This is a genomic window from Novosphingobium sp. BL-A-28-Hi1-0D (assembly GCF_055521755.1).
Genome location: NZ_CM145502.1, coordinates 381187 through 399233, shown reverse-complemented (window position 1 = coordinate 399233; position 18047 = coordinate 381187). Strand labels below are relative to the sequence as shown.

General features: G+C 66.2%; 16 protein-coding genes and 1 tRNA gene. 9 read left to right on the top strand and 8 right to left on the bottom strand.

What is annotated here, in order from left to right; genetic code table 11:
- Positions 1 to 32 precede the first annotated feature (32 nt).
- Together ACZ1JW_RS02000 and ACZ1JW_RS01995 are read left to right on the top strand one after the other, a co-directional pair.
- Complete coding sequence (locus ACZ1JW_RS02000; RefSeq protein WP_465141761.1) at positions 33 to 1547, top strand: N-acyl-D-amino-acid deacylase family protein; 1515 nt, start codon at positions 33 to 35, stop codon at positions 1545 to 1547.
- A gap of 2 nt (positions 1548 to 1549) precedes the next feature.
- Positions 1550 to 2839 carry an alanine racemase gene (locus tag ACZ1JW_RS01995; RefSeq protein ID WP_465125122.1) on the top strand — a complete coding sequence of 430 codons (1290 nt, stop codon included), beginning with the start codon at positions 1550 to 1552 and terminating at the stop codon, positions 2837 to 2839.
- 12 nt (positions 2840 to 2851) lie between these two features.
- On the opposite strand, the gene ACZ1JW_RS01990 is transcribed toward ACZ1JW_RS01995, so the two are convergent.
- Positions 2852 to 2928, bottom strand: a tRNA-Pro gene (locus ACZ1JW_RS01990).
- Positions 2929 to 3043: 115 nt separating this feature from the next.
- On the opposite strand from ACZ1JW_RS01990, the gene ACZ1JW_RS01985 reads away from it, so the two are divergent.
- On the top strand, positions 3044 to 3328 hold the full coding sequence (locus ACZ1JW_RS01985) for a hypothetical protein (protein ID WP_465141760.1): 285 nt from the start codon (positions 3044 to 3046) through the stop codon (positions 3326 to 3328).
- On the opposite strand, the gene ACZ1JW_RS01980 is transcribed toward ACZ1JW_RS01985, so the two are convergent.
- Together ACZ1JW_RS01980 and ACZ1JW_RS01975 are read right to left on the bottom strand one after the other, a co-directional pair.
- Positions 3325 to 4098, bottom strand: a complete 774-nt coding sequence (locus ACZ1JW_RS01980) for a sulfite exporter TauE/SafE family protein (RefSeq protein WP_465141759.1) — start codon at positions 4096 to 4098, stop codon at positions 3325 to 3327. The two genes, ACZ1JW_RS01985 and ACZ1JW_RS01980, sit on opposite strands and share 4 nt — an antisense overlap.
- Before the next feature lie 8 nt (positions 4099 to 4106).
- Positions 4107 to 5030: an MBL fold metallo-hydrolase gene (locus ACZ1JW_RS01975; protein WP_465141758.1), complete on the bottom strand. Its 924-nt coding sequence runs from the start codon at positions 5028 to 5030 to the stop codon at positions 4107 to 4109.
- 112 nt (positions 5031 to 5142) lie between these two features.
- Here ACZ1JW_RS01975 and ACZ1JW_RS01970 point away from each other — a divergent pair, with 112 nt between their 5' ends.
- The 6 genes from ACZ1JW_RS01970 (at position 5143) to ACZ1JW_RS01945 (ending at position 11722) form a co-directional block, all read left to right on the top strand.
- Positions 5143 to 5457, top strand: coding sequence for an ArsR/SmtB family transcription factor (locus ACZ1JW_RS01970; protein ID WP_465125126.1), 315 nt, complete (start codon positions 5143 to 5145; stop codon positions 5455 to 5457).
- Positions 5458 to 5590: 133 nt separating this feature from the next.
- On the top strand, positions 5591 to 6217 hold the full coding sequence (locus tag ACZ1JW_RS01965) for a gluconate 2-dehydrogenase subunit 3 family protein (RefSeq protein ID WP_465141757.1): 627 nt from the start codon (positions 5591 to 5593) through the stop codon (positions 6215 to 6217).
- Positions 6218 to 6236: 19 nt separating this feature from the next.
- The gene (locus ACZ1JW_RS01960; protein ID WP_465141756.1) at positions 6237 to 7916 is read left to right on the top strand and encodes a GMC oxidoreductase; all 1680 of its coding nucleotides are present in this window, start codon (positions 6237 to 6239) and stop codon (positions 7914 to 7916) included.
- A 1-nt stretch (position 7917) separates the two neighbouring features.
- Positions 7918 to 9372: an MFS transporter gene (locus tag ACZ1JW_RS01955; protein WP_465141755.1), complete on the top strand. Its 1455-nt coding sequence runs from the start codon at positions 7918 to 7920 to the stop codon at positions 9370 to 9372.
- Between the two features lie 61 nt (positions 9373 to 9433).
- Positions 9434 to 10021 (top strand): HD domain-containing protein, encoded by a 588-nt coding sequence (locus ACZ1JW_RS01950; protein ID WP_465141754.1) that lies wholly within the window; start codon positions 9434 to 9436, stop codon positions 10019 to 10021.
- A 102-nt stretch (positions 10022 to 10123) separates the two neighbouring features.
- Positions 10124 to 11722 carry a fatty acid--CoA ligase gene (locus ACZ1JW_RS01945; RefSeq protein WP_465141753.1) on the top strand — a complete coding sequence of 533 codons (1599 nt, stop codon included), beginning with the start codon at positions 10124 to 10126 and terminating at the stop codon, positions 11720 to 11722.
- A gap of 262 nt (positions 11723 to 11984) precedes the next feature.
- On the opposite strand, the gene ACZ1JW_RS01940 is transcribed toward ACZ1JW_RS01945, so the two are convergent.
- From ACZ1JW_RS01940 to ACZ1JW_RS01920, 5 genes are all read right to left on the bottom strand, one after another.
- Positions 11985 to 12965 (bottom strand): DUF4402 domain-containing protein, encoded by a 981-nt coding sequence (locus ACZ1JW_RS01940; RefSeq protein WP_465141752.1) that lies wholly within the window; start codon positions 12963 to 12965, stop codon positions 11985 to 11987.
- Complete coding sequence (locus ACZ1JW_RS01935) at positions 12965 to 15733, bottom strand: hypothetical protein (protein WP_465141751.1); 2769 nt, start codon at positions 15731 to 15733, stop codon at positions 12965 to 12967. Before ACZ1JW_RS01935 ends, ACZ1JW_RS01940 begins: the two co-directional genes overlap by 1 nt.
- Position 15734: 1 nt before the next feature.
- Positions 15735 to 16664, bottom strand: a complete 930-nt coding sequence (locus ACZ1JW_RS01930; RefSeq protein ID WP_465125134.1) for a fimbrial biogenesis chaperone — start codon at positions 16662 to 16664, stop codon at positions 15735 to 15737.
- A gap of 18 nt (positions 16665 to 16682) precedes the next feature.
- Entirely contained in the window at positions 16683 to 17090 is a 408-nt protein-coding gene (locus ACZ1JW_RS01925; protein ID WP_465125135.1) for a hypothetical protein, read from the bottom strand.
- A gap of 78 nt (positions 17091 to 17168) precedes the next feature.
- Complete coding sequence (locus tag ACZ1JW_RS01920) at positions 17169 to 17693, bottom strand: DUF4402 domain-containing protein (RefSeq protein WP_465125136.1); 525 nt, start codon at positions 17691 to 17693, stop codon at positions 17169 to 17171.
- Positions 17694 to 18047: the final 354 nt, after the last annotated feature.

The following is an 18047-nucleotide window of genomic DNA, read 5'->3' as shown; positions in this document are numbered from 1 at the left end:
CTGCGTCACTCATCGCCGCAGGAGGGCAATCCATGCGCAAATTGATGTTTATGCTGGCGGTTGGTCTGTGCGCGAGCGCAACAGCGCAGGCCTCAACGCTTGTAACCGGCGCCACGGTGATCGACGGCACCGGCGCGCCGGGGCGTAAAGCAGCCGTGCGGATCGACGGGGAGCGCATCGTCGCAGTCGGCCCACTCAAGCCCCGCAAGGGCGAGACGGTGATCGACGGGAAGGGCCTTGTCCTCGCCCCCGGCTTCATCGATGCGCACAGCCACCATGACCGGGGCGACTATGCCGACCCTGCCATGCCGCCGGTGCTGGCCCAAGGCGTGACGACCATCGTCATCGGTCAGGATGGCGACAGCGACGCGCCCTTTGCCGATGTCGCCGCGAAGTTCCGGACACACCCCGCCGCGATCAACGTTGCCAGCTACACCGGCCACGGCCTGCTGCGCGAACGCGTGATGGGCGCGGACTACAAGCGCGTGGCAACGCCTGCCGAAGTGGCAGCGATGCAAAAGCTGCTCGCGGCAGACATGGCCGCAGGCTCACTCGGCCTGTCCACGGGCCTCGAATACGATCCCGGCATCTATTCCGCGCATGACGAGGTCGTCGCGCTCGCCAGCACTGCGGCGGCAGGCGGCGGCCGCTACATCAGCCACATGCGCAACGAGGACGTCACGTTCGACGCTGCGCTCGACGAATTGCTCGACATCGGCCGCAAGACCGGCATCCCGGTGCAGGTCTCGCACATCAAGCTTGGCGTGGTCGACAAGTGGGGCACCGCCAAGGCGGTCCTCGCCAAACTCGATGCCGCACGCGCAGCAGGCATCAAGGTGACTGCCGACGTCTATCCTTACGAATACTGGCAATCCACGCTCACCGTCCTGTTCCCCAAGCGCGACTATGCCGACATCGAAGCGGCCCGCTTTGCCCTGACTCACCTGACAACGCCGAAGGGCATGCTGCTCGGCTTCTACGCGCCCGATCCCTCGCTTGTCGGCAAGACCATTGCCGATGTTGCGGCGATGCGCGGCGAAGAACCGGCCAAGACCTACCTCTGGCTGATCCAGACCGCCGAGGCATGGCGCGCCGCACACCCCGATGGCGGTCGCGCCGAAGCGGTCATCGGCACGGCGATGGACCCGCGTGACGTCGCCGACTTCATCGCATGGGACCACAGCGTGATCTGTTCGGACGGAGCCATCGGCTCGCGCCATCCGCGCGGGGCAGGGGCCATGGCCAAGATCCTGCGGCTCTACGTGCGCGAACAGAAGCGGCTGACGCTTGCGCAGGCGGTCCACAAGATGACCGGCCAGACCGCCGAGCAGTTGGGCATCGCCGGGCGCGGCCTGCTTAAGCCCGGATACAAGGCTGACCTCGTCCTGTTCGATCCCGAGCGGGTGATGGACAAGGCAACAGTCGAGAACCCCGCCGCTTTGGCCGAGGGCGTGGCGCTGGTCATCGTCAACGGCGCGGTGGTCGCGCGCGATGGCAAGCCGACCGGCGCTAGTCCCGGGCAGTTCCTGCAGCGCGGGGCAAAGTGACGATGCAGCGCCGGGCCTTCCTCCAGGCTGGCGGTGGAGCGCTGGGGCTTATGGCCGCAGAGGCTGCCGCCACGCCGGTCCTCTCGCCCGGCAACTTCGGCCTGACCGCAGCATCCGCGTCCCGTCGCAACGGCTGGATCGAGGTCGACGCGCAAAGCTTCGAGGCGAACGTGCAGGCGGTGCGCGCCGTGGTCGGTCCCGCCCGCCTCTGCGCGGTGATGAAGGCAGATGCCTATGGCAACGGCATTGCCCTGCTCATGCCCTCGATCCGCAAGCTCGGCATCACCGACGTTGCCATCACCGCCAACGACGAGGCGCGCGTCGCGCGGGCGCTGGGCTATCGCGGACGCCTGCAGCGCATCCGCGCTGCCGCACCCGATGAGATGGAAGATGGCCTCGCCTTAGGGATCGTGGAGCTTGTCGCCAATCCCGAGGCCGCCAAGCGCCTCGCTGCGATGTGGCGCAAGCGCGGCGGGCGGAGCCCCCTGCCGGTGCAGCTCGCGCTCAACGCCGGCGGCATGTCGCGCAACGGGCTGGAACTGTCGAGCCCATGGGGCAAGGCCGATGCCCGCACCCTGCTTGGCACCGAAGGGCTGGCAGTGCGCGGGGCAATGACCCATTACCCGAGCGAAACGGCTGACGACATCCTTGCCCAGCTCGCCCGGTTCGAAGCAGATATCGGCTGGCTTCAGGCCGAAGGGCTGATCGGCAAGAACGTGGTCCGGCACACCGCCAATTCCTTCGCCACGCTTGAGCACCCGGCAACGCGGCTCGACATGGTGCGGGTGGGCGGCCTGCTCTACGGCGATCCCGGCAGCGTGAAGACCGACCGCTATGTGCAGACGATGACGATCAAGTCGCGCGTCGCGGCGGTGAACCACTTCCCCGCAGGACAGACGGTCAATTACGACCGCACCTACAGGCTCGAGCGCGAAAGCTGGCTGGCCAACATCCCGCTCGGCTATTCGGACGGCTACCGCCGCGCCTTCAGCCATGCCAACCGCCCGGAGTTTGCCAGCGAAACCACGAATCGCAGCGAAGTGCTGATCGGCGGACGGCGCTTCCCGCTGGTCGGGCGTGTGACGATGAACACCCTGATGGCCGACGTCACCGGCTTTCAGGACAGCATCGCGCTCGGGCAAGAGGTCGTCCTGTTCGGCGCGCAAGGGGCAGAGCGGATCACCCAGGCCGAAGTCGAACGCAACAGCGCATCCTACGGCCCCGAACTGCTCACCGTTCTTGGCGCAACGCTGCCCCGCGTGCTGGCATCGCCTGGCAAGGACAACGTCTGATCGAAAGGAAATTGGTCGGGGAGATAGGATTCGAACCTACGACCCTCTGGTCCCAAACCAGATGCGCTACCAGGCTGCGCTACTCCCCGACTGGCCACGGCCCCTAGTTTCTATGTTCTGTGCGCGCAAGCGGAAACGTCTGTCATTGCCGCAAGTTGCTTTCGTTGATTGCTCCGGCGCGCGCATTGCGCCACGAAGGCGGCGATGAGCAAGCGCCGCCGCCGATACCTCACCGCGACGATGCCCGATGGCTACGTCAAGACCATCGGGCCGACGACGGACAGCTTCACCCATTACTGGCGCATCGTCGCAGAGCTCGAGAACGGCAAGACCGAAGTGTTCTGGGGCCACACCCGCTCACTCGCCGAAGCCCGCAAGAAACGCGCCCCCGCGCAGGAGGCGGCAAAGACGCGCGGCTGGATAAGCTTCGCCTTCGAGATCGCCGAACTGGTGGAAACACCTGCGCCCGGCACGCCGCAGCCCGATTAGGCGATCAGCGCAGGCACGCTCCGCGCCAGCATGTACAGCGCGACCACCACGATCAGCCCCGCGAACAGCGTATTGAGCGTGCCCTTGCTGGCGGCGAGGCGGGTCGAGGCTTTGGTGCCGAGCACCGTGCCCACCAGACCGCCAGCAATAAACGCGATGGCAATCGGCCAGTCGAGCATGCCTGAGGCGGCATAGTTCAGCGACGTGGCAAGGCCGAAGGCGCTGACCGCGACCAGCGAGGTGCCGATGGCGCGGCCAATCGGCATCGACGTGCTGGCGATCAGCGCCGGCACGATCAGGAAGCCGCCGCCGATTCCGAAGAAGCCCGAGAGCAGCCCGGTGCCCGCGCCAAACGTCAACACGCGCGGCAGGTTGTCGCGGTTGCACACCACGCCCTCGATCCCCTCGGCGCCACGCCCGCGCCACATGAGGAACGCAACCACGAACATCAGCACCGCGAACAGTGCCAGCAGGCTCTGCCCGTCCACTGCCTTGCCGATGGTCGAACCGCCCAGCGCGCCGAGCACGCCTGCGGTGGCAAACATGCCGCCGCAGCGCCAGTTGACGTTGCGCGCGCGGGCGTGGCTGGCAAGGCCGGACAGCGCGTTTGCTGCCACCGCCAGCGCGCTCGTGCCGATGGCCAGATGCGGGCTGGCAACGCCCACGACGTAGACCATCAGCGGCACGGCAAGGATCGACCCGCCCCCGCCGACAAGGCCGAGGACAAAGCCGACGATCACCCCCGAAAGGCTCGCCAGCAGGTGCTGCATGTCCCAGATCACAGCAGGTCGACCGGCAGCTTGAGATAGCGCACGCCATTGCTGTCCGGCTCGGGCAGGTGGCCTGCGCGCATGTTGACCTGGATCGATGGCAGGATCAGCCGGGGCATGCCCAGCGTAGCATCGCGCGCCTCGCGCATGGTAACGAACGCGTCCTCACCCACGCCATCATGTACGTGGACGTTCCCCGTACGCTGCGTGCCAATAGTCGTCTCCCACACGAACTGCGTGCGCTCGGGGGCTTTGTAATCATGGCACAGGAAAACACGCGTCTCTTCCGGCAGAGCCATCAGACGGCGGATCGAGCGATAGAGCGTGCGTGCATCGCCGCCGGGGAAATCGGCGCGGGCAGTGCCATAGTCGGGCATGAACAGCGTATCGCCGACGAACACCGCATCGCCGATCACGAAGGCAAGACAGGCGGGCGTATGACCGGGCACGTGAAGCGCGATGGCATCGATCCCGCCGACGCTGAAGGCATGGCCGTCATCCATCAGCAGGTCGAACTGGCTGCCGTCACGGGCAAAGGCGGGGCCTTCGTTGAAAACCTGGCCGAACACCTCCTGCACGGTGGCGATCGCGGTGCCGATCACGATCCTGCCACCAAGCTTATCCTGCAGATAGGGCGCGGCAGAGAGGTGGTCGGCATGGGCATGGGTTTCGAGCAGCCAGTCAACCGTCAGTCCCTCGGCCTCGACGTGAGCAATCACGCGATCCGCCGAGGCATGGCTGGTGCGGCCCGAAGCCTGATCGAAATCCAGCACCGGATCGATGACCGCAGCACGGCGCGTGGCGGGATCGTGGATGACATGCGTGGCGGTAAACGTCGCCTCATCAAAGAAAGTGGTCACCACCGGCACGAGGCCAGTCGCGCGCGCGGCACGGACCTGAGCAATGGCAGTGGTGAGGGGCAAGTCGGACATGGCGGGTAACTCCTCTGTCCTTAATATAATTAAAATCTAATATAAGACAAGTCGAATTTAAATTGCTTTGCCGCTCTTGTGCGCGGCTCAATCGGCGTTATCTGATCGTGTCATGAAGCCCGCCAGCCTTGCCGATCTGAAGACCAATGCCGCCGCCATGGCCGGGCGGATGCGCACCATGAGCCATCCCGAGCGGCTGCTCATGCTCTGCCGCATGGACGAGGGCGAGGTCTCGGTCACCGAACTGGTAGAACTCACTGGCCTGTCGCAGTCCGCCGTCTCACAACACCTCGCCCGCCTGCGTGACGAAGGCGTGGTCGACAGCCGCGTCGCTGCGCAAGTGCGCTTCTACAGCCTCAAGGACGAGATCGTCCGCGCCATCATCCACGCGCTCTGCGAGATCTGCGAAGCCCGGGCAAAGGGCTGAAAGTCAGCGTTTTCTGTTGATCTGCCAGCTCCACGCGCAACCCTCTTGCGCACGGCATCCAAATTAGAGTATTCATTCTTATATTGACGCAGCGCTGTCACCGGCGTCCTGCGCAAGGGAGAATGATCGCCTCATGCCGCAAAGTGCAAAGCGTGGCTGGAACCGCCGTGAGTTCGTCAGCGCATCGGCGCTCGTCGCGCTGGCGCTCGGGGTTCCTGCCACCGCCGTCAGCCTGACCCGCCTCGAATCGGCCGATGCGCCGTCCGATCGCCAGCGGCTGCTGATGAAGGACATCAGCCAGCTGGTCATCCCGCGTTCGGCAACGCCCGGCGCAGGCGAGGTGGGGGCGGCTGACTTCGCCATCCTCGCACTGGCCCACGGCCTTGACGGTTCGCGCACCCCGCTCAAGGACCCGACCGCCTTCGCCCGCTTTGCCCGCAACGACGGGTCGATCCGCCACGTCGCATGGCTGGAAAAAGAACTCGACACCCGCGCAGGCGGCGATTTCCTCAAATCCCCTTCGGACAAGCGTTTCGCGGTGCTCAAGGCGCTCGATGCCGAGGCCTTCGCCAGCCGCGAGAGCGAAAGCCCGTGGAAGGCGATCAAGGGCCTGATCCTCACCGGCTATTACACCAGCGAAGTCGGCGGATCGCAGGAGTTGCGCTACGAGCCGGTGCCCGGTCGCTTCGACCCCGACCTGCCACTGACACCGGACTTCCGCGCCATCTCCAACGACTGGACCGCCGTCGATTTCGGCTGAAGATACAGGACTGACTGACATGCAATTCGACGCAATCGTGGTCGGCTCCGGGATCACCGGCGGCTGGGCGGCCAAGGAACTGACGCAGGCAGGCCTCAAGGTCCTGATGATCGAGCGCGGGCGCGAGATCGTCCACGGCGAATACGAGACCGAGATGAAGACGCCGTGGGAAATGCCGTTCCGGGGCCTTGGCGATGCAGCGCAGTACGTCCGCGAATACCAGGTCCAGATGAAGAACCGGCACTTCAACGAGTTCACGCAAGGCCACTTCGTCAACGACAAGGAAAACCCCTACGCGACCGCGCCGGAGACCGATTTCACCTGGTTCCGCTCCTACCAGCTAGGCGGCCGCTCGCTCACCTGGGGCCGCCAGTCCTATCGCTGGTCCGACTACGATTTCGGCGCAAACAAGCGCGACGGCCACGGCACCGACTGGCCGATCCGCTACGCCGACCTCGCGCCATGGTACGACAAGGTCGAGGAGTTTATCGGCGTATCGGGCGCGGCTGAGGGCCTGCCCCAGCTGCCCGACGGCAAGTTCCAGCCGCCGATGGCACTCAATGTCGTCGAACAGCACGTGCGCAAGGTTGTGGCCGACAAGTACGGCCGCTGCGTCACCATCGGTCGCGTCGCCAACATGACCGAGGCCAAGCCGGACGAGGGCCGCTCGGCCTGCCAGAACCGCTCGATCTGCGCGCGCGGCTGCTCGTTCGGGGCCTACTTCTCCACCCAATCGAGCACGCTTCCCGCCGCCAAGGCGACCGGAAATCTCACGGTGGTGACCGACGCCATCGTCGAGGCGGTCGACTACGATCCCAAGACGAAGCGCGTGACGGGCGTGCGCTACGTGAACACCAGGGACGGCACGCGCGCCTCAGCCACCGCCCGTCTCGTGTTCCTCAATGCAGGCGCGTTCAACTCGGTCCACCTGCTGCTCAATTCGCGCAGCGAGGCGATGCCGACCGGCCTTGCCAATTCCAGCGGCGTGCTCGGCACGCAGATCATGGACCACGCCAACACGCTGTCCACCATCGCGCTGTTCCCGCAGTTCGGTGACCGCACCACCTTCGGCAACCGCCCGACCGGCGCAATCATCGCACGCTATCGCAACATGGACACGATGGACGGCGTCGGCCACACTCGCGGCTACTCGTTCCAGGGCGGCGCGCTGCAGAGCAACTGGGGCGCAGGCAAGCGCGAGGCTGGGATCGGTGCAGAGCTGAAGGACAAGCTCCACCAGCCCGGCATGTGGCGCTTCGTCCTCGTCGCCTTCGCCGATTGCGTGCCGCGTGACAGCAACCGCCTGACGCTCGACAAGGTCAAGACCGACCGCTTCGGCATCCCGCAACTCCACGTCGACTTCGCCTTCGGCAAGGAAGAGCAGGCCGCCCTCGCGCAGGCCAAGGCCGACGCTGCCGAGATGATGACGGCTGCAGGCGGCAACGTGATCATGGGACTCGACCAACCCGGCCCCGGCGGCACCGCGATCCACGAAATGGGCGGCGCGCGCATGGGCCTCGATCCGAAGTCTTCAGTGCTCAACAAGTGGAGCCAGGCGCACGACATCCCCAACCTGTTCGTCACCGATGGCGCTCAGATGGCCTCGTCGGCCTGCCAGAACCCCTCGCTCACCTACATGGCGCTGACGGCGCGGGCCTGCGATGCTGCGGTGAAGATGCTCCGCGAAGGCACTATCTGAGGTGACCTCCCCGACCATCGCCGGCATGACCGAGCGGCAGAAAAGTCTAGCCTTTTTCACCCTGATCACCGCGCTGGTGCTCGAGATCGTCGACGTCACGATCATCAACACCGCGCTGCCTGCCATGCAGGCCGATTTCGCTGCGCGCGGGCAGGATCTGGGCGGCAGCGCCGCGCAGTGGATCGCGGCGGGCTATTCGCTCGCCTTCGGGCTGCTGCTGATCCTTGGCGGCAGGCTTGGCGATCTGTTTGGCGGCCGGGCGATGTTCCTCACCGGCGTTGCGGGCTTCACCGTGGCCTCGGCGCTCTGCGGCATGGCGGCAGACCCGCAACTGCTGATCGCCGCGCGCGTGATGCAGGGTGCGGCAGGCGCGGTCATGGCGCCGCAGGTCATGGCGGTGATCCAGATTCTCTACGATCCCGTCGAGCGCATCGGACGCCTTGCCTGGTTCGGCGTGATCGGCGGACTTGCGGGCATTGCCGGGCCGATCATCGGCGGCCTGCTGATCTCGGCAGACATTGCAGGCCTCGGCTGGCGCACCGTGTTCCTGATCAACCTGCCCATCGGCATCGCGGCGTTCATCGCCGGCTGGCGCTACCTGCCGCGCGAAGTGGCGCACAAGGGCGGGCGGATCGATGTGATCGGCACGCTCGCGTTCGGCGCGGCGCTGGCGGCCATGCTCTTCCCGCTGGTGCGCGGCGAACATGCCGGGCTCGATACGGGGAGCCTCGCGCTTCTCGCCGCCTCGCCCTTCCTGATGTGGGCGGCATGGCGCGGTCTCGTCGCCCGGGCAAGCGCCGGTCGCCCGGTGATCTTCCCGCCGGAACTGATCCACAACCGCCTGTTCCGCACCGGCGCGCTGATCGGCCTCGTATTTTCGGCGGCCAACACCGGCTTCCTCTTCGTTTTCGCCCACGCGCTGCAATCGCGGCTCGGCTTCTCGCCCCTGCAGACCGGTCTCGTCCACATTCCGTTCAGCGCGGGCGTTATGATCGGCATGGGCTTTCTCGGCCGCCGCTACCTTGCCAAGGCGGGCAAGTGGGTGATGGTCTGCGCCTCGCTCGCGCTGTTCGTGGCCGATACCGCAGCGCTCGGCTGGATCGCATGGGGCGGTCCCGGCCTGCCGCTGCTCCTGCCCGCGCTGCTGCTGGCAGGCGTCGGCATGGGCACGCTGTCCGGTCCCGTCTCGCCCGTTGCTCTCGCGAGGGTGGACCGGTCCCACGCAGGCGCGGCCAGCGGCATCCTCAAGACCGTGCTGCAAATGGGCAGCGCCTTCGGCATAGCCCTCGTTGGCAGCGCCTACTTTGCATTGGGCGGACCCGTGACGGCTCAAGGCCCCGGCGGCGTCTATGCCGCGCTCGGCGTGATCCTCGTCCTCCTCGCCGGATGCCTCGCCCTCGCGCTTTCGCTGCCCGACCGGATATTTGCGACCCAACCATCTTCCCAAGCGGCATAATCGCGATACACTCTCCCGCAACAACCGCGCCGAACAAGGCGCGCGGGAGAGGACAAGCGCGATGGAAGACCTGCCAAGGGCAAAGTTCCACACCATGACCGAGGGCACCCAGCAAGACTGGGACGCGATCATGACCCACCTGCGCCCCCATGCGCAGAGCGGCGGGGCGAGGGTGCTCGATCACCTGCGCCTGCTCGAAGGCGATTGCGGCGGCTTTGCGGTCGACCGTCTGACCCACTGCCTCCAGACCGCCACCCGCGCCCACCGCGACGGCCGCAGCGAGGACTACGTCGTGATGGCCCTGCTGCACGACATCGGCGATACGCTGGGTGCCTACAACCACCCCGACATCGCCGCCGCCATCCTCAAGCCGTTCGTGTCGGAAGAACTGCTGTGGATCGTCCAGCACCACGGCATTTTCCAGGGCTACAACTTCTTCCACTTCATCGGCCTTGACCGCAACCTGCGCGACAAGTTCGCCGACCACCCCCATGCCGCCGCCACCGCCGAATTCATCGACAAGTACGATTGCCCCGCGTTCGACCCGGACTACGACACCCTGCCGCTCGATTTCTTCGAACCCATGGTCATGCGCCTGTTCGAAAAGCCCCTGACCAGCATCTACAAGAAGGCCATGGCCGAGGCTTGAGGCGGTCTGTCGCACCCGACACACACACTGTCACGAACACCACCCTTGCGCCCAACCTTAATTGCGTGATTAACTGCGCAAAATCGCTTGGGAGAGCAAGACATGGCCGATCCAGCCGTGAAGTCCGCCACCGCAATGCCTACCACAGCAGAGCGCACCGCGGACCTGTTCACGTTCGAGGAGTTCCTTCGCTTCTGGGCCGATGACCGCCCGCAAGGCACCGCGCTCGACGGTCCCGACCGCACGCTGACCTATGGCGCGCTGGAGCAGACCACCGCGCAAGTCGTCGCAGGCCTGCGCGATCTCGGCCTCGTGAAGGGCGATCGCGTGGCCTGGTTCGGCAAGAACAGCACCCTCTACTTCACCCTGTTCTTCGCCGCCGCGCGCCTTGGCGTGGTCATGGTGCCGATCGGCTGGCGGCTTGCTCCGGCGGAAGCCACGTGGATCGCCAGCGATGCCCAGGCCAAGGTCGTGTTCCTCGGTCAAGGCTTCGAAGGTCTCGCCGATGCCTTCAGCGCACTGCCCGATGTCCGCATCGCGATGACGCAGGAGCACGCGTGGCGCTGGATCGATGCGCAGGAGGCCGCCCTCTTCGAGGCCGCCGGACCCGACGATGCCGTGCTGCAGCTCTACACCTCGGGCACCACCGGCAATCCCAAGGGCGCAGTGCTGTCCAACCGCAACCTGTTCGGCCTGCGCAAGCAGTCCATCGGCAGTGCGCAACCCTACACCACGATGACCGACGACGAGGCGATCCTCGTCGCCATGCCCTGCGCCCACATCGGCGGCACCGGCCTTGGCGTCATGGCCATCGGGGCAGGGCTCCCCGGCGTGGTCCTTGCCGAATTCGAACCGCGCGCGGTGTTCGACGCGGTGGAGCAAAAGGGCGTCACCCGCTTCTTCATCGTGCCCGCCGCGTTGCAGATGCTGCTAAACCACCCCGACTGCGCCAGCGTCGACTTCAGCCGCGTGAAATACATCATCTACGGCGCCTCACCGATCCCGCTGGTGCTGCTGCGCGAATGCATCGCCATGTTCAAGGCCGAGTTCATCCAGGCCTATGGCATGACCGAGACCACCGGCACGATCTGCATGCTTCCCCCTGAGGACCACTGCGTCGAAGGCAACCAGCGCATGCGCTCGGCTGGAAAACCGCTTCCCGGCGTCGAAGTCCGCGTGATTGGCGAGACCGGCGAGGCGTTGGGTCCGAATGAGATCGGCGAAATCCAGACCCGCTCGTCCAACAACATGCTCTGCTACTGGAACCTGCCCGAAGCCACCGCCAAAACGATGACGTCCGACGGCTGGATCGCCACCGGAGACGCCGGCTACCTCGACGAGGACGGCTATGTCTACATGCACGACCGCATCAAGGACATGATCATCTCCGGCGGCGAGAACGTCTACCCTGCGCAGGTCGAAAGCGCGATCTACGGCCACCCCGATGTGCTCGAAGTCGCCGTCATCGGCGTGCCCGACGCGACCTGGGGCGAGGCGGTCAAGGCCGTCTGCGTGCCCAAGCCCGGCCACGCCATCGATCCGCAGTCGATCATCGACTGGACCCGCGAACGGCTCGCCGGATTCAAGGTCCCCAAGTCGGTCGACGTTATCGCAGCACTCCCCCGCAACCCCTCCGGCAAGATCCTCCGCCGCACCTTGCGCGAACCCTACTGGGCAGGGCGGGAGCGTCAGGTCAACTGAGGGCGAGGCGTCCCGTCACACCAACCTCGTTATCCGGGCGAAGGCCGGGACCCACGACGGCTCAACCTTGCACGACGGAGGAAATGGATTCCGGCCTTCGCCGGAATGACGGGTGGAAGAGGGAGCGATGAGAGTTTGGAACCCACCCAAACCCGAAAAAGACTCCGTCGCCCCGGCGCAGGCCGGGGCCCATGACGGTGCAATCCCACAAACCCTTCAAAACCAAAGCAAAGCTCGAAGCCCAAGCTCAAAGCACCACCACTCAGTTATACTGCACCGTCACCGTCACCGTCCCCGTAAACGTCCCCAACGCGCTCGAGCCCGAGAGCGGCACCGTGCCGCCCACGTTCACCTGCACGCTGCCTGCCGTCCCGGTCGAACCGCTCAGCACCTGCGCCCCGCCGCCAGTGTTGGAAAGCGTCGCCGTCACCGATCCGCTGCTGCCCGACAGCGTCACCGAACTCGGCACCGAAACCGTCACCGCCTGCCCGCCTTCGCCCGCCACAGTGAACCGGGCCGCCGTCGCGGCGGGCGAGGGAAAGCGGCGGACATTGGTGCCGGTCACCGAGGCCACGCCACCCGGCGTCAAAGTCAGCGTGCCCGAACCGCTGCTTGGCCGGGTCACGCTGCCGAACTGCAGGTCCTGCGTCTTGGCGATGCTGATCGGCCGGATCACTTTGGCGAGGATGTTGCCGACCAGCGAATCCGCGCCCCCGCCGAAGGAGCGCTGCGCGGTGATGATGTATGACGATACCGCGTTGCCTGTCGGGTCTGCAGAATCGTTGCCATCCACCGGCAGGTCGAATCCGATCAGGAATGTGCGCGCCGAACTGCGCGGGATCGGCGCAAGGTTGATCACGATATAGCTGCCCGCACTGAATGCCGAAGTGATCGTCGCAGTGCCGTTGGCGATGCTGATTGCGGTGATGTAGTTCAACCGACCCGTCGGCGTCCCCGCCAGCGCCAGCGTCACCTGCACGTTGGTCGAATTGCAGGCACTGGTGTTGCTGCACGAGATCGTCACCACGGCGTTCGCCCCCGAGCCTGACAGCCGCACGCCGCTCCCCGAAAGCAGGGTCACCGCCCCCGATGTCGCGCTTGAGCGGAACACTGTCTGTCCCGATGATGCCGAGACGATGTCGCCGAAGTTCGCGTCGGTGATGGTGTCCACCGAATATGTCTGGGCCTGCGCCGCGCTTCCGGCGAACAGCAGCATCAGGGTCAGGAGGAACAAGCGCAGCATCAGCGGGAAACCATCTGTGTCGGCTGGTTGAAGGCGACTTCGCCCGAAGCGTCAATGCTGCGTCCGTCAGCCCCCACGGTCACGAACACGGGTTCCTTCAAGTGCATGCCAAGCCGCGTGGCCTGTTCGGGATCGATCTCCAGCGCATAGCTGCCCGGCTTGACCTCGTCGAACACCGCAGTGCCGTCGAACTCGGTCATCCCTTGCACGACCACGCCCTTGGCCGAGACCAGCCGCAGCTTGACCGCCGATAGTCCGCTCAAGGAGCCCTCGCGCCCGCGGAAGCGGATGCGCGCGACCAATTCAGACGTCGGCACCATCGGATAGTTGATCTGCGCGACATTCCCCGCGCGCGCGGCGAATGTGATGTTCTGCGGCGGCGGGGCGACGAACATGGTCTCCGCGCCTGAGACATCGGCACGCAGCGACGTCATAGTGCCATCGCCAAGCCCCGTCACGAATGCACGCCCCTGTGCGTCGGTCACTGCCTTCAGTCCGCCGCCTTGGATGACCACGCCCGGCACCGCTTCCTCGCCCGCATCGCGTGTCCCGTTGGCATTGGCATCGATGAACGCCAGCAGCGCTGCGCTCGCACCGTTGGCGGGGCCGGGCGGGGTCATGCGATAGCGGCCTTTCAGCGGATCGCGGGCAATCCCGAAGTTGAGCTGTATGCCAACCCGCCAGCGGTTCTGGCTGGTCGACCAGTCGCCGCCCAATGTTGCCGTCGCCATCGGCAGGCGTGCGGTGAAGGCTGCCTGCAGTGCCGTGTCGCTGGCGGAGAAGTTGCGCGTCGCGCCGAGCCGCAGGCTGTAGCGCTCGCCGATCGTACGGTCGGCAGCAAAGCCCAGCGTGTCGAGCCGCGTGCCCGGCTTCAGGCGGAAATCGGCCGTCGCGCGCAGCTGCCACTTGTAGTCGATCAGCCGCATCGCGCCGAGATTGGCGTTGATCCGCGTGTCCGAGAAGCTCCCCTGCGTCCGGCGGCTGTAGTCCGCCCCGATCGCCAGCAGCGTCTGTCCGACATTGGCCGTGGTCCGCGCGCGGGCCGAAAGCGTCTGCCCGCCATCCTTGAATTCGGCGCGCTCGAAGCGGCCTGAAACCGGCAGGCCGAGCGAGCCCGGCAGCGGCACGGCAAGGTCGAACACCACTTCGCTGTAGCGGCGCATCGGACGGCCCGGATCGAACAGCATGTTGGCCTCGTCGGCAAAACCGCCGCCATATTCCACGTGCCGTCCAAGGAAGCTGATCCCCTTGATCCGCCCGGCCAGCCCGAGCGAGACCGCGCGCCCCTTGCCGAAATCGCTCGCCAGATCGGCCTGCACCGCAAGCCCCATCAGCGAGGTGCGCGTGCCGAGCGAGCCCATCGTATGGCTCGCCCCGCCAAAGTCGGTGAACCGCGAAAGCCCCGCCGCCACTGTCACATGCTCGCTGATCCCGTGCGCGATGTTGAATGTCGCGCGCAAGTCGCCCTTGCCCTTGCCGAAGCCGCTGAGGTTGGCGTCAGAAAGGTCGATCAGCGTGCGGTCCTGCGACACCACGCCGAGGTCCACCGTGGTCCTGCCCGCCGCCAGCTGCCCGCCGCCGACGTTGATCACCCGCGTCCGCTCGAGCCGCTCGCCACGCGGGCCATAGAGCACGACGCGCAGCGCGTTGCGCCCGCGCACCAGCGGAATGTCGTTGAACTCATAGCGCCCTTGCGCGGTCGATCCACGCTGTGCGGACCGCAGGATGTCGTTGACGTAAAGCTCAGCGTCATAGCCCAGCGGCAGCTCGCCGCGCAGGTTGATCCGCTGGAACACGCTCGCCTCGTCCAACCGCGATGACGAAAACACGAAGCCCGCCCCGCCAAGGCTGCGCGCGCCGACCACTTGCGGCGGCGTGAACACATCGCCCGCCGAGGCCGACGTGCCGCCGAGCGCGCCCAGCAGCCGCCCTTCCTCCGACCGCCGCGTAAACGCCACGCGCGCCGAGGAGGGCTTGCCCTGATCGTCTGTCGCAAGCCACGCCGAGAAGCCGGTCTGCAGCAGGTCGGCGGCAACGCGCCCCTCGAACCGCGTCACAGCCCGTCCGCCACGCGCCCCGCCTTCACGGTTGTAGCCAAGCTCGCTGGTGAAATCGAACGAGGGCGCGCCCACCCAGCGATAGGGCGTCGCCACGCGCAGCGCATCATCCTGCTGCTCGGGTGCCCCTGCAAGGCCTGCCATGCGCGCCAGCCGCTCGCGCTGCGCCTGCAGCGGCAGCTTCTCGGTCGCCTCCAGCGTCAGGATCATCTCGTCAGCCACCGACGTGATGCGCAAGGGCAGGAGTTTGGCCACCAGCGAGGCGCGCAGGTAGATGTCGGTTTCTGTAATGAGGCTGTCGGGTGGCACCAGCGCCACAACCTTGCCGCCAATCAGCGCCTGCCCGGATTTCAGATCGATGGTGATCGGCCGCTGCCCTTCACCGATGCGGCCCGAGGCGATGCCATTGCCCACATCGATGTCGAGCGGGATCTCGAGCAACCGCGACAGCTCGCCCAGCGGCAGCAGCGGATCGGCGGGATCGCCATAAGCGGTCAGCGCCTCGCTGATCGTGGTGCCGTCCAGCTGGACCGAGAACAGCAGCAGGTCATTGCCGAATGCGGGCACGGGCAGCCCAGACGTCGACAGGGCGCGCGTGGCTAAGCCCGCCTCGCGCGCGGCGTCGGCGGATTGCGCAGGCGCAACCGGTCCCTCCAGCGCGCCGCTGTTGCCAGCGGCGGCCAGGGCCAGGATACCCAGCGTTGTCAGCATGTCAGGGGGCGGTATAGGTCCCGCTGGCGATGGCGACGGGCTTCTTGCCGTCGTCCGCGCTGTAGGTCGCCGTCACCACTTCGCCCTTCTTCAGCGGGCGCAGCAGCGGCACCAGTGCCTCGCGCTCGTCGGCTTCGGGATAGACCGCGATGCCGCGTGCGACTCCGACTATCTCCTTGGCCGTGCGCAGTTCAAGGTTGCCGTAGAGCGATGTCACACCCTTGCGGCGCAGCGTGACCGAGAGGGCAGGCCCTTCGCGCACCGTCGCTGCCGCAATCGGCCCGATGCTGCCGGTCGCGTCCGGCTCTCCGCCGCGCACGATCAGCGGGATCGAGATGCCGAAGACCGACTGGATGCGCAGCACCAGCTCGCCCTTTTCCGCAGCCGCCGCCTGCTCCGCCGTCAGCCCGGTATCGGGCGCAGGAACGGTAGTGACGGTCAGATGCGTGCGATATTCGCTCGTGTCGGCGCCGTCGGCCAGCGTGGCGCGCACGCGGATCGTCTTGCCCTGGCCCGGCGGCAGCGTCAGCCGGCTCGGCGCTGCCAGCACGAAGGGCTTGGCAGAACGGACCTTGGCACCCACCGCTTCGGCTGCAGCACCGCGTTCAACCAGACGCGCCAGCGGCACGATCTCGCCCGAAGGCAGCATCGCGTTGTCGACCAGCGCCACGTCGACCGTCACCGGCGTCGTCCCCTGGTTGAACACATAGACCGCCTCGGTGCGCTTCGTGCGATCGAAGATCACGCGGCGCGGAGTAATGTTGATGTTGGCCGCAGCCGCCTGCACCGGCACGCTGAGCTGCGGTGCCTCGGCCTTGGGCGCGGTGATCGGCAGCGAAGCCTGCTGCCCCCACGCGCCGGTCGGCACCAGCAGCGGCAGCAAGGCCAGCATCGTCCTGGAATAGCGCTTCATGGCAAGATCAGCCTTCATGGAAGCCCGCTCAACCGGTCAGTTGAACTGGGCAAGAAACAGGATCGAACTTCCGCCCGGCGAGGCAGCACGGATCGTGTTGCGCAGGCGGGCAGGGGAGGCGGCGGTCTGCAGCAGGTCGATGCGGTAAACCCCGCTTGCCATCACCACCACGCCGCTCTGGCGCGAGGCATTCTGCCCGCCAGGCTTGCGCGGCGACAGCAGCATCGAGACCGAATCTCCCATGCCCCCGTTGAGAAACACCGCCGAGACGGCGTCGCTCAGGATATCGAACGAAAAGCCCGCACCCACCGGTTCGACGATCACGACCGACGCGCCTGCATCAGCCGTTGCGGCGTGGGCGACCGGAGACAGGTCCAAGGCCGCGCCCGCGATCAGAACCGCAGCGGCCAGTTGCCGCGCCTTGTTCTTGTTCGATGAGCGCATTGCCTTTCCCCCTCCTGCCTCCGGTACCCTTCCGCCCCGGGAGAGTTGCCGCATGGCGACATCTCTCCCGGAGTTGCCTCACTGATACGTGACGGTAACCGTGAAGTTGCCGGTATAGGCACCGGTCGCCTGTGTGTCAGGCAGGCTGAACGAGCCACCGACGTTGAGCGTGGAGGACCCTGCAGCAGCCAGCGCGCCCGAAAGCGTCACGGTCGAGCCGAAGTCGGGCAGCAGCGTGACCGCGATGGTGTTGGTGCCGCTGGTCAGGTTGACGGTCGCCGGGATCGAGGTCGTGACCGACTGGCCGCCTTCGCCATCGACGGTGAACTGTGCGCGGCTGGTGGTGCTGGCAAGCGCAACCGCGCCGCTGGCTGCAACGACGGTGTTGCCGGTGTTGGCCAGCGTGACCGTGCCCGTACCGCCGGTGCGCGGACGCACGATGCGGCCGAAGGCGAGGTCGCTGTTCTTGGTGATCGTCAGCGGGCGGACGATGGTGACCGACCCTGCTGCAGTGGCACTGCTGGTATTCGCGGCCTGGGCGAAGGCGGTGCCTCCGGCCAGCAGCCCGGCGGCAACAGCCGCACTGGCAAGCAACTTCTTCATCTCAATTCCCCTATCCAAGACCCCGGAGCCACCGGGGCCGTCCCGAAGCGAAATCCGTGAGGCTTGCCCGCAGATTTCGTTGCCGGCGAAACTGGCCGGACAGGGATTTCCCTAGGTAGACGTGCCTAAGCAATGGTTAACGGAAATGCGACCCGAGGCCGTTCAGCTGATCGCGATCGAGGGTGTATATTAACGATCAAATCAATGAAAATTATCGGCAATATGCCAAAATTCGGCAATGTGTAACGTCCGACTTTAACTGAACTTAATGTCAATGTGACCTGATTCCGGCTCGAAATTCGTTAACTTTCGGGGGGAGCCAGACTGTCTAGAGACAGGCTGTTATAGCGCCTT

Bases quoted from the DNA above. Each gene is read 5' to 3' on its own strand.
- ACZ1JW_RS02000 (WP_465141761.1), top strand. From the start codon at position 33: ATGCGCAAATTGATGTTTATGCTGGCGGTTGGTCTGTGCGCGAGCGCA.
- ACZ1JW_RS01995 (WP_465125122.1), top strand. From the start codon at position 1,550: ATGCAGCGCCGGGCCTTCCTCCAGGCTGGCGGTGGAGCGCTGGGGCTT.
- ACZ1JW_RS01985 (WP_465141760.1), top strand. From the start codon at position 3,044: ATGAGCAAGCGCCGCCGCCGATACCTCACCGCGACGATGCCCGATGGC.
- ACZ1JW_RS01980 (WP_465141759.1), bottom strand. From the start codon at position 4,098: ATGCAGCACCTGCTGGCGAGCCTTTCGGGGGTGATCGTCGGCTTTGTC.
- ACZ1JW_RS01975 (WP_465141758.1), bottom strand. From the start codon at position 5,030: ATGTCCGACTTGCCCCTCACCACTGCCATTGCTCAGGTCCGTGCCGCG.
- ACZ1JW_RS01970 (WP_465125126.1), top strand. From the start codon at position 5,143: ATGAAGCCCGCCAGCCTTGCCGATCTGAAGACCAATGCCGCCGCCATG.
- ACZ1JW_RS01965 (WP_465141757.1), top strand. From the start codon at position 5,591: ATGCCGCAAAGTGCAAAGCGTGGCTGGAACCGCCGTGAGTTCGTCAGC.
- ACZ1JW_RS01960 (WP_465141756.1), top strand. From the start codon at position 6,237: ATGCAATTCGACGCAATCGTGGTCGGCTCCGGGATCACCGGCGGCTGG.
- ACZ1JW_RS01950 (WP_465141754.1), top strand. From the start codon at position 9,434: ATGGAAGACCTGCCAAGGGCAAAGTTCCACACCATGACCGAGGGCACC.
- ACZ1JW_RS01945 (WP_465141753.1), top strand. From the start codon at position 10,124: ATGGCCGATCCAGCCGTGAAGTCCGCCACCGCAATGCCTACCACAGCA.
- ACZ1JW_RS01940 (WP_465141752.1), bottom strand. From the start codon at position 12,965: ATGCTGCGCTTGTTCCTCCTGACCCTGATGCTGCTGTTCGCCGGAAGC.
- ACZ1JW_RS01935 (WP_465141751.1), bottom strand. From the start codon at position 15,733: ATGCTGACAACGCTGGGTATCCTGGCCCTGGCCGCCGCTGGCAACAGC.
- ACZ1JW_RS01930 (WP_465125134.1), bottom strand. From the start codon at position 16,664: ATGAAGGCTGATCTTGCCATGAAGCGCTATTCCAGGACGATGCTGGCC.
- ACZ1JW_RS01925 (WP_465125135.1), bottom strand. From the start codon at position 17,090: ATGCGCTCATCGAACAAGAACAAGGCGCGGCAACTGGCCGCTGCGGTT.
- ACZ1JW_RS01920 (WP_465125136.1), bottom strand. From the start codon at position 17,693: ATGAAGAAGTTGCTTGCCAGTGCGGCTGTTGCCGCCGGGCTGCTGGCC.